7 protein-coding genes are annotated in these 10,104 nt (G+C 61.4%); 2 read left to right on the top strand and 5 right to left on the bottom strand.

Annotated elements, in window-relative coordinates:
* Positions 1-148 precede the first annotated feature (148 nt).
* Positions 149-1,342 (top strand): pyridoxal-phosphate-dependent aminotransferase family protein, encoded by a 1,194-nt coding sequence (locus tag DWA01_RS12595; protein ID WP_114286187.1) that lies wholly within the window; start codon positions 149-151, stop codon positions 1,340-1,342.
* Between the two features lie 471 nt (positions 1,343-1,813).
* Here DWA01_RS12595 and DWA01_RS12590 read toward each other — a convergent pair whose 3' ends face one another.
* The gene (locus DWA01_RS12590) at positions 1,814-2,923 is read right to left on the bottom strand and encodes a pyridoxal phosphate-dependent aminotransferase (protein ID WP_114286186.1); all 1,110 of its coding nucleotides are present in this window, start codon (positions 2,921-2,923) and stop codon (positions 1,814-1,816) included.
* 154 nt (positions 2,924-3,077) lie between these two features.
* On the opposite strand from DWA01_RS12590, the gene DWA01_RS12585 reads away from it, so the two are divergent.
* Positions 3,078-3,878, top strand: a complete 801-nt coding sequence (locus DWA01_RS12585) for a crotonase/enoyl-CoA hydratase family protein (protein ID WP_114286188.1) — start codon at positions 3,078-3,080, stop codon at positions 3,876-3,878.
* A gap of 209 nt (positions 3,879-4,087) precedes the next feature.
* On the opposite strand, the gene DWA01_RS12580 is transcribed toward DWA01_RS12585, so the two are convergent.
* From DWA01_RS12580 to DWA01_RS12565, 4 genes are all read right to left on the bottom strand, one after another.
* Positions 4,088-5,224: a trans-sulfuration enzyme family protein gene (locus tag DWA01_RS12580; RefSeq protein ID WP_419187004.1), complete on the bottom strand. Its 1,137-nt coding sequence runs from the start codon at positions 5,222-5,224 to the stop codon at positions 4,088-4,090.
* 165 nt (positions 5,225-5,389) lie between these two features.
* Entirely contained in the window at positions 5,390-5,587 is a 198-nt protein-coding gene (locus DWA01_RS12575; protein ID WP_114286184.1) for a hypothetical protein, read from the bottom strand.
* 612 nt (positions 5,588-6,199) lie between these two features.
* Positions 6,200-9,226 carry a valine--tRNA ligase gene (locus DWA01_RS12570; protein WP_114286183.1) on the bottom strand — a complete coding sequence of 1,009 codons (3,027 nt, stop codon included), beginning with the start codon at positions 9,224-9,226 and terminating at the stop codon, positions 6,200-6,202.
* A 76-nt stretch (positions 9,227-9,302) separates the two neighbouring features.
* Positions 9,303-10,104, bottom strand: an 802-nt coding sequence (locus tag DWA01_RS12565; protein WP_419187003.1) for an anti-sigma factor family protein, incomplete at its 5' end; no start/stop codon positions are given.

The raw sequence follows: 10,104 nt of genomic DNA, 5'->3' as shown, positions 1-10,104 counted from the left end.
AAGGCTTTAATGCCATCTTTCTGGTCGGGCCCGGGCACGCAAGACCGGGGCAGGGCAGGGTGCCGGATTGAGCACTGGATTGGACGCTGGATTGACCTGGGCCACAGCGGGCGCTAACGCTTGCATATTCAGAACACAGGACAGCATTATGACACTCTCAAACGGCCGCCATTATCTTGCTATTCCGGGCCCTTCGGTGCTGCCAGCCCCGGTGCTGCGCGCCATGCAACGCCCGGCACCCAATATCTATACCGGCGCGCTGGTGGATCTGACCGACAGCCTGGTGCCGGACCTGAAAACGGTGGCCGGCGGCGCCGATAATGTGGCGATGTATATCTGTAACGGCCATGGTGTGTGGGAAGCCTCATTGAGCAATATTGCCACGCGCGGCGACCGGGTGTTGTGCCTGGTGACCGGCTATTTTGGCGCCGGTTGGGTCAATGTGGCGCGCGGGCTGGGCCTGGATGCGGAAGTGTTGGATTTTGGCAGCCAGGCAGAGATCGATTTTGACCAGGTGGAAGCGGCGCTGCGTGCCGACAGCTCCCATGAGTTCAAGGCGGTGATCTGTGTGCATGCGGACACTTCCACCTCCGGGCGCAATGATATTGCCGGCGTGCGCAAGGCAATCGATGCGGCGGCGCATCCGGCGTTGTTCATGGTGGATTGCATCGCCTCGATGGGCTGTGATCCGTTCCTGATGCAGGACTGGGGCGTCGATGTGGCGATCACTGCCAGTCAGAAAGGGCTGATGACGCCGGCGGGCATGGGTTTTGTGTTTTTCTCCGACAAGGCCAAAGCCGCCCAGATTGGCGAGCTGTGCAGCCCCTATTGGGACTGGCGGGTGCGGGCGGAGGCGGCGGCGCTTTACAACTATTTTGACGGCACCGCGCCGACCCAGCATCTTTATGCGCTGCGCGCGGCGCTGGATATGATGATGGAAGAAGGCATGGCGGCGATCTGGGCGCGCCATGACCATCTGGCGCGGGCCTATTGGGCGGCGTTTGAGGCCTGGGGCGCGGGGGGCGATCTGCGCATGCATATCGCGGACCCTGACAAGCGCAGCCGGGCGGTGACGGCGCTGAGCCTTCCTGCGCCGCTGGCAAGCGAGTTGCGCCGCTGGATGGAAGACACCGCCGGGGTGACTCTGGGTATTTCGCTGGGGCTGGTGCCGATGGATGATCCGGCCTGGCACGGCTATTTCCGGGTCGGCCACATGGGCCATATCAATGCCCATATGGTGATGGGGGTTCTGGGCACGATGGATGCGGGCTTTAAAGCGCTGGGCATTGCTCATGGGGAGGGTGCGGTCTCCGCCGCCGCTCAGGTGATGGCGGGGTCCTGAAGGGATACGATGGCCAAAAGCGGGCGGGCGGCTGCGCCACGCCGCCCTGCCGCCTGGTTGAGCGGCCAGGCCTGGCTGCGGGCGGGCGGCCGGCTTTGCCCCTCCGCCCTGGTGCTGACCATTGCCCCCGGAGCGCGCCGTCGCAGGCCGCGCCGGTGGCGGCATGCAGAGGGCACGGGACCTGTGGGACAGGGGCTTGTGTGTTTTCTCACGCACTCCGCGCCGTGCCCCTGGTTGTGCGGCGCGCCAGGCTGTTCAGCCCGGCGTTTCGGAACATGTGTTTCGGGGGCGGATTTTCGGTGGCAGTGTGTCACGTCCGCTATGCTGACGCCGCCGCTTCTGACGCCGCCGCTTCTGACGCCGCCGCTTCTGACGCCGCCGCTTCTGACGCCGCCGCTTCTGACGCCGCCGCTTCTGACGCCGCCGCTTCAGACACCGCCGCTTCTGGCCCGGAGCACCGGGACTGGCGTATCAGGCCTGACGGGCCGCCTGCAGCGCTTTGGGCAGCGCGGCGGCAAACAGGTCCAGCTCCGCTTCCGGCGCGGCCGAAATCCGGATGCAGCGGTCCTGAGGCGCCACAAAAGGCATGCGCACAAACAGGTTCAGCGCCGTCAACTCCGTCAGCACCCGGCGGGCAAAATCACCATCCTCACCGCAGTCCACCGCGACAAAATTGGTCGCAGAGGGCAGCGCTGTCAGCCCGTTATCGGCCGCGATCTGTGTGATGTGGGCGCGGGCGCGGCTGACGCGGTCGCGGGTTTGCTGCAGGTGGGGCTGATCGACCAGCGCTGCCAGTGCTGCTGCCTGAGACGGGCGCGCCATGCCGAAGTGATTGCGCACTTTGTTGAATGCGGTGATCAGATCCGCATGGGCAATCGCATAACCAACACGGGCACCAGCCAGCCCGTAGGCCTTTGAAAAGGTGCGAAACCGGATCAGTTTAGGGTCAGAAACATTAAAGGGTGGCGCGGTGTCTTCCGGGGCAAACTCCATATAGGCCTCGTCCAGCACCAGCAGGCTGCCTGCCGGCACCGCGTCGATTGCCGCCTGGATGGTGGCGGCGTCATGCCAGCTGCCCATCGGATTGTCCGGATTGGCGAGGTAGATCAGTTTTGCCCCGACGTCAGAGCCCTTTTGCAGCAGGGCTACAGGGTCTTCCTCGTCGCCCTTATAGGGCACTTTGTGGATCTCTCCGCCAAAGCCGGCAACATGATAGTTGAACGTCGGATAACCGCCGTCCGAAGTAACAACGCGGTCGCCAGGCGCGATGAACAGGCGCACAAGATAGCCGAGCAAGCCGTCAATACCTTCGCCAACCATGATATTTTCTGGCGGGATGCCGTGATGCGCGGACAGCGCCTGGCGCAGATCATAGCTTTCCGGGTCACCGTACATCCAGGCACCAGTAGCGGCCTCTGCCATTGCGGCCGTGGCGCGCGGGCTGGGGCCAAAGCCGTTTTCATTGGCGCCAAGACGGGCGTCAAAGGCGCGGCCGCGGGCGCGTTCCTGGGTTTCCGGCCCGACAAAAGGCACGGAGGCCGGCAGTGCGGCGGCGAGGTCGGTAAGGTTCCATTTATCCATGGCGGGATTTTCGCCGGGTTGCGCGGTGGGTGCAAGCCTGTTTCGTGGCGTCACCCGGGTTCAGCCGCGCTTTGGCCGCGGGGACGGGCGGTTTAGGCTGGGGCAAGTGGCAATGACGGCTCTGACAAAGAAAGGTCCTATGATGAGCACAGAGATGAGCAACACAGAGACGTTCAGCACGGTGACACTGACGGTCGACGACCACATCGCGCATCTGACCCTGAACCGGCCGGAAAAGCGCAATGCGGTCAGTCTGGAGATGATCAGTGAGTTTGTCCTCGCCTGCGAGGTCCTGATGGGCAGCGATGCGCGGGTGGTTGTGCTGTCGGGCGCGGGGCAGGGTTTCTGCTCCGGGCTGGATACTTCAGCCTTTGGTGCCCTTCTGCAGCAGGATCCCAATGAGCTGCTGATGCCACGCACCCATGGGGACGCCAATATGTTCCAGCAGGTCGCGCTGGGACTGCGGGCGCTGCCCATGCCGGTGATCGCAGCGCTGGATGGTGTGTGTTTTGGTGCCGGGTTTCAGCTGGCGCTGGGCGCGGACATCCGCATCGCGGCACCTGACACACGCATGTCGGTGATGGAGATGCGCTGGGGGCTGGTGCCGGATATGGGCGGCATGGTGCTGATGCCGGCGCTGACCGGATCAGACGTGATCCGGCGGCTGACCTATACGGCAGATGAATTTGATGCGGCTCAGATGCAACGCTGGGGTCTGGTCACTGAACTTGCGGAAGATCCCCGGGCGGCGGCGTTGTTGCTGGCGCAGAACATTGCCAGCAACAGCCCGGCAGCGGTGCGGGCGGCCAAACGGTTGATCGGGGTGGCGGAAACTGCAGAGCGCGCAGAAGTGCTGCTGGCGGAAAGCCGGGAACAGGCCGGGCTGATCGGGGCGCCTGAGCAGATCGAAGTGGTCCAGGCGCGGTTCCAGAAACGCGATCCGGTGTTTCGCTGAGGTGAGGCCGCCAGCGGGACATGCCCCCGGCGGCGGCGCTGGGGTCTGGTGCGACCTCTGCGCCATGAGCGACACTGCTGCGCTCCGGGCAGGCGCCGGTGCTGTGACGCTGCGCCCTGCCAGGTGCCGGGGGCATGTCCCGGCACCTGGCTCGTGATGGCTGCACGCTTATCCCGGGCGCTTATCGCTGAGCGCTTGCCCCCTGGCGCTTACCCCAGGGCCTGGGCCAGATCGGCGATCAGGTCATCTGCGTCTTCAATGCCGATGGAAATACGCAGCAGCGTTTCGGGAATGCCGGTGTGGGGTTCAATGGTGTAGCGGTGCTCGACCAGGCTCTCAACACCACCAATTGATGTGGCGCGGTGGAACAGGTTCAGCGCCCCGGCCACCCGCAGCGCGTCTTGCTGATCCCCGGCCACCAGAAAAGACAGCAGGAAGCCGTAGCCGCCCGCCATTTGCTGTTTGGCGATGTCGTGCCCCGGATGGCTTTCCAGACCCGGATAATACACGTCGGTGACTTTGGGATGGCCCTGCAGGAACCGCGCCACTTTCATCGCGTTCTCACACATGCGTTCCACCCGTAAAGGAAGCGTGCGCATGCCACGCAGCAACAGCCAGGATTCAAACGGACCGATGGTGGCGCCGGCGTCGTGGCGGTCGGTGGCGATCTCTTGCCACAATGCGTTTTCCGCGCGGGTGACCAGCACACCACCGAGCACGTCAGAATGGCCGTTGATCGCTTTGGTGGTCGAATGCATCACGATGTCGGCGCCAAGGGCCAGCGGCTGGCTCAACAGCGGTGTGGCGGCAGTGCTGTCCACCACGAGCGTAGCGCCGATGTCGTGGCTGCAGCGCACCGCGGCAGCAATGTCAGTGACCTTCAGCCAGGGGTTAGAGGGGATTTCAACAAACACCAGGTTGGCGGGGTGGTCGCGGCAGGCCAGTTCCAGTGCTTCCGCGTTGCTGGTATCGACTTCAATCACGGTGATGGCGCGGCGCGCGGCAAAATCGCGGATCCATTTGGTGGTGCCCCAGTAAATACCGCTTTGCACGATGGCGCAGCCGCCGGTGGGGATGGTGCGGAACACCGCCGCAATCGCCGCCATGCCGGTGGGGAACAGCAGCGCCGCCGCGCCTTGCTCCAGCCCGGCCAGCACAGACTCGGCGAGACGCGTGGTGTCGTTGTGGTCGCGCGCATAGACGTTGTCGGCGTTGAGCAGTTGATAATCCCGGTCACGCGCATAGGTGGTTGCCGGCTGGATCGGCGGTACCACACCGCCGGACTGGGTATCAATTGCACCACCGGCCTGGGCGGCCAGGGTGGCGGGTTTTACGTCTTTGGGCATCATGGCGCGGTCTCCTGAAACTTGTTGCGACAGCATGGGCGTCAGACAGCGCGGAATGCAAACAGGTTTTGGGTGGGGCTGTCCGATGTCTGGTTCTTTGCGCCGGACCGGTGGTTTTATCGCGATACCGAACGTCGTTCTGCCAATGACGCTGACAAGGCCCTGTCAGCCGTCGAATTTCTCATTCATAAAATACTTCCAAAAAAACCACAGCCCCTGTGCCAGCGGCGCTACCATCACCAAGAGCACACTAAGTGGGAACAATCTTTTATCTGCAAACTCGTCTGGCCAGATAAGAACCATAGATGCCAGCGCAGCAAAACCGGCCCAAAAACCTAAAACCTGGCGCACTGAAATAACCATTCCGTGCAAAAGCGCCGCCTTTGCCATGAATCGAAAATAGAGGTCGATCCAATAGACGAGTGGGCGCAGAATAATTGCGCCCGAAAGCTAGGTATATTCTGCAGACCCAAATTCCAGATCGGAAGCGACCAAATTTAGGTTTAGTGATAAGTGCAAGAGTCCATAGAATGTTGCCCAAAACAGATACGCCCATTTACCCGGCGCGTGAGCCAAAGTCACTAAATTGTCCTTTTCGTAATAAAACGTGGATTTACAAAGGGATTGATCCCGGCAGCGGCACGCTCGCCACGCAGGCGTCAGTAATAACAACGGCAGAGTATAAGTGAAGCGCAGTGCCTAAAAAAGGTGCGCCCCACTGCGTTTTGCGCAGGTGGGGCGGCTTCTCTTTGGGCGGTCATCGGCGTCCCCGCCTGTACCGCGCCAACAGGCTGTGCCCATATGGTTTCTTTTTGGTTAAAATATCCATGGCGCGACACCAACCGCAAATGGAGCGCTTAGGAAACAGGGCCTCCGGCGGGGATATTTGTCACCAAAAAGAAGCAAACGCCGGTGGCTTGATGCGGAGTAAGGCCGGGGGCAGCCGTGGCCAGATGCCCCCGATAGTCAGGCGTGTCAGCCCATTTCTTTCAGGCGGGTGAGAGCCGCGTTCAGCGTCTTTTGTTCCGCTTCTTTCTGCACCAGAACGCCGCGGCTTTCTTCCACCACCTGCGCCGGAGCTGAGGCGACAAATTTGGGGTTGTTGAGCCGGCCGCGCAGCGCGCCCATTTCTTTGGCCAGCTTGTCGAGTGTTTTTTGCAGCCGGGCGATTTCGGCGTCGAGATCAATGATGTCGGCCAGTGGCAGGCCAAAAGTGCCACCTTCAACCGCGATGGTCACTGCGCCTTTGGGCATGGTGGTCTCAACGCTGATCGTGTCCAGTCGCGCCAGGCGCATGATCAGCGCCTCATTACGCGACCAGGCCAGTTTGCCGGCATCGTCCAGAGCGATCTGAACCATCGGGATTTTCAGCCCGGCGGGCACATGCATCTGGGACCGCACAGAACGGATTTCCTCAATAAGCGCGATCACCCAGTTCATTTCCCGGTCCGCGTCCGCATCCACAAGATCGACTGAGGTGTAGGTCGGCCAGTCGGCGTGGATCAGCGGCTTTTTGTGGCTCCCGGTAGTGGCCCAGAGTTCCTCGGTCACGAACGGCATGATCGGGTGCAGCAGGGTGAGGCACTGGTCCAGCGCCCAGCCCATGGTCTGGCGGGTTTCGGCAATGACGGCGGCGTCATCTGCGTTCAGCAGCGGTTTGGAGAACTCCACATACCAGTCGCAGAACGTGCCCCAGACAAAGCTGTAGAGCGCGTTGGCGGCGTCGTTAAAGCGGAAGTTGTCGAGCGCGGCGTCGACTTCTTCCCGGGTCTTGGCGACCTCGCCGATGATCCATTTGTTCAGGGTTGCGGTCGGTGTTGGCATTTCACCCGGGGTGTAGTGGTCAAACACCTCGTTCATTTCGGCGAAGCGCGCCGCGTTCCAGATTTTGGTGCCAAAGTTACGATAGCCTGCGACCCGCTGTTTGGACAGTTTCAGGTCGCGCCCCATGGCGGCCATGGCGGACATGGTGAAACGCACCGCGTCGGCGCCAAATTCGTCGATCAGGTCGAGCGGATCAATCACATTGCCGACCGATTTGGACATCTTTTTGCCCTTCTCGTCACGCACCAGCGCATGCACATAGACAGTGGAGAAGGGTTTTTGATCAACCACGGCCAGTTGCATCATCATCATGCGGGCGACCCAGAAGAAGATGATGTCAAAGCCGGTGATCAGTACGTCCGTTGGGAAATACTTTTGCAGCATTTCGTTTTGCTGATCGAGTGTTTCGTCGCCGGTCCAGCCCAGCGTGCCGATCGGCCAGAGGCCGGAGGAAAACCAGGTGTCGAGCACGTCAGTATCTCGCTCAAGCGCTACACTTGTAAACTTAATGAATTCGTCGTCGCCGGACCTTCTTTGGACATTGAAGCTCCATGTTCCGTCGCTTTCCGAACTTGAGCGATGAATAACTTCGACGTCTACATCGGCACCGTAGTAATTCTTGGCTGTTTTCAATGCCTCTTCTTCAGAAAAACAGCAGAATTCTTTTTTAATACCGTTTGGATCGTCTTTGTTAGGTCCGTACCAGACCGGGATCTGGTGGCCCCACCAGAGCTGGCGCGAGATACACCAGGGCTCGATATTTTCCAGCCAGTGGAAATAGACCTTGCGATCAGATTCCGGCAGGATTTTGGTTTCGCCTGTGCGCACGGCGTCCAGCGCCGGCTCAACGATCTCGGCGGTGTCGACAAACCACTGATCCGTCAGCATCGGCTCGATGACAACCTTGGAGCGGTCGCCAAAGGGCTGCATTACCTTTTTTGCCTCAACAAAGGGTTCAGAGGTGGTGATTTCTTCGCCGCTTTCTTTGTCCTTGCGGGTGACGTCATGCATCACCGCGAGACCCTCAGCGGTGATGTCAGCGACCACGGCTTTGCGCGCTTCAAACCGGTCGAGACCGCGATATTGTTCCGGCACCAGGTTCATCGCGGCGATTTTGGCCACGTCAAAACCTTCTGCGCCGTTGGCGATGGCCTGGGCGGTGGCGGCTTCTTCCGCGTAGGGGCGGCCATCAGAACGCATCGCACCTTTGGTGTCCATCAGCCCGTACATCGGGATGTTGCCGCGTTTGGCGACCTGGTAGTCGTTGAAATCATGGGCGCCGGTGATTTTCACCGCACCGGAGCCGAAGTCCATGTCGGGATATTCATCGGTGATGATCGGGATCAGGCGGCGCTGGTCTTTTGGGCCGACCGGGATTTCACAGAGCATGCCAACGATAGGGGCATAACGCGCGTCATCGGGATGCACCGCAACTGCGCCATCGCCCAGCATGGTTTCAGGCCGGGTGGTGGCGATGGAGATGTAGTCGCGTTCCTCAGAGAGGGTGACGTTGCCGTCCGCGTCTTTTTCCTCGTAGGTGTAGGTGGCGCCACCGGCCAGCGGGTATTTGAAATGCCACATATGGCCGTTGACCTCAATGTTCTCGACTTCGAGATCAGAGATCGCGGTTTCAAAATGCGGGTCCCAGTTGACCAGGCGTTTGCCGCGGTAGATCAGGCCTTTGTGATACATGTCGACGAAGACTTTGATCACCGCCTGCTGGAAATTGTCGTCCATGGTGAAAGCGTTGCGCGACCAGTCACAGGTGGCGCCGAGGCGTTTGAGCTGATGGATGATGGTGTCGCCGGATTCTTCTTTCCATTCCCAGACTTTTTCAAGGAACTTGTCGCGGCCCATTTCGGCGCGGGTCGGAAGTTTTTCGGCGGCCAGTTTGCGTTCCACCACCATTTGGGTGGCGATGCCGGCATGGTCCTGGCCTGGCTGCCACAGCGTGTCAAAGCCGCGCATCCGGTGCCAGCGCACCAGGATATCCTGCAGCGTATTGTTGAACGCATGCCCCATGTGCAGCGAGCCGGTGACATTGGGCGGCGGGATCATGATTGAGAAGGTTTCAGAGCGCGACGCATTGGCGCCGGCCTTAAAACAGCCCGCCTCTTCCCAGGCCTGATACAGCCGTGCTTCTGCTTCGTGTGAGTCGAATGTCTTTTCCATGGCCATGAGGGCAGTCCGCTTGTCAAATTCCGGTCTGGTCTGCCTTAGCGAATGTGGGCGCAAAGGGCAACCGGAGCGGCGCTCAGGAGAGTTGCTTGTAGATCATTGTGGCGAGCGTGGAGAGCGATTTGCGCGACATGTCCCCGATCACCGCATAGGCGAGGCGCGAATCCTGCCAGTAAAAGCCGCGCGCGCTGTCGCTGTTTTCAAAGCGGAATTCGGCCATCTGATCGCTGCTTCGGCGGGTGGCGAACAGGGTGATACGGCTGCCGGTGGCATCTTCATACATGAACAGCGCCGCCGGGCCGTCGGGCACGGACAGCAGGCGGCCGCCGACCAGGTCATAACCCTGGCTGCGCAGGTCAGGTGCCGCGAGGCTTTCACCCAGCCGTTTGGACAACCAGCGCAACAGCAGCGCTTCTTCCGTGCCGCGGATTTCCACCGGGCGGTTGGCATCAGAGGCAAAGACGGCATGGGCGGCGAGGGCCTGTTGCACCATGCTGTCGCCACTATTGCCGGGGCTGGCCAGTTCACCGCGGGAGTACCAGCCGAGGCTGAGCCCCAGCGCCAGCACGGCCAGCGCGGCGGCGAGACGTGCCATGAGCGGCAGGGCGGGCGGGCGCGCGGGTGCTGACAGACGGGCGAGTTCAGCCACATCCAGCCGGCGAACCATTACGCCACCGACGGCGAAAACCGGCTGTCCGTTGGCGCAGATTGCAGCCAGACCGTGGGCGGCACCTACCCGCAGGCAGCCGCCGGCGCCATGGCCTCGGAAGCGGGCACCGAAGTGCATCACAGGGCCGGTGCCAAGGTGGTACTGGATGCCGGGGCAGAGCTTGCAATTTCCGGGGGTAGAAGTTTTATCAAGCAAGACCCCAGCGGCG

Source organism: Candidatus Halocynthiibacter alkanivorans, assembly GCF_003333265.1.
GTDB classification, from domain to species: Bacteria; Pseudomonadota; Alphaproteobacteria; order Rhodobacterales; family Rhodobacteraceae; genus Halocyntiibacter_A; species Halocyntiibacter_A alkanivorans.
This window is presented reverse-complemented; position numbering and strand designations above follow the sequence as displayed.

Coding starts and splice junctions, on each gene's coding strand:
- DWA01_RS12595 (WP_114286187.1), top strand. CDS start 149: ATGACACTCTCAAACGGCCGCCATTATCTTGCTATTCCGGGCCCTTCG.
- DWA01_RS12590 (WP_114286186.1), bottom strand. CDS start 2,923: ATGGATAAATGGAACCTTACCGACCTCGCCGCCGCACTGCCGGCCTCC.
- DWA01_RS12585 (WP_114286188.1), top strand. CDS start 3,078: ATGAGCAACACAGAGACGTTCAGCACGGTGACACTGACGGTCGACGAC.
- DWA01_RS12580 (WP_419187004.1), bottom strand. CDS start 5,224: ATGCCCAAAGACGTAAAACCCGCCACCCTGGCCGCCCAGGCCGGTGGT.
- DWA01_RS12575 (WP_114286184.1), bottom strand. CDS start 5,587: ATGGTTATTTCAGTGCGCCAGGTTTTAGGTTTTTGGGCCGGTTTTGCT.
- DWA01_RS12570 (WP_114286183.1), bottom strand. CDS start 9,226: ATGGCCATGGAAAAGACATTCGACTCACACGAAGCAGAAGCACGGCTG.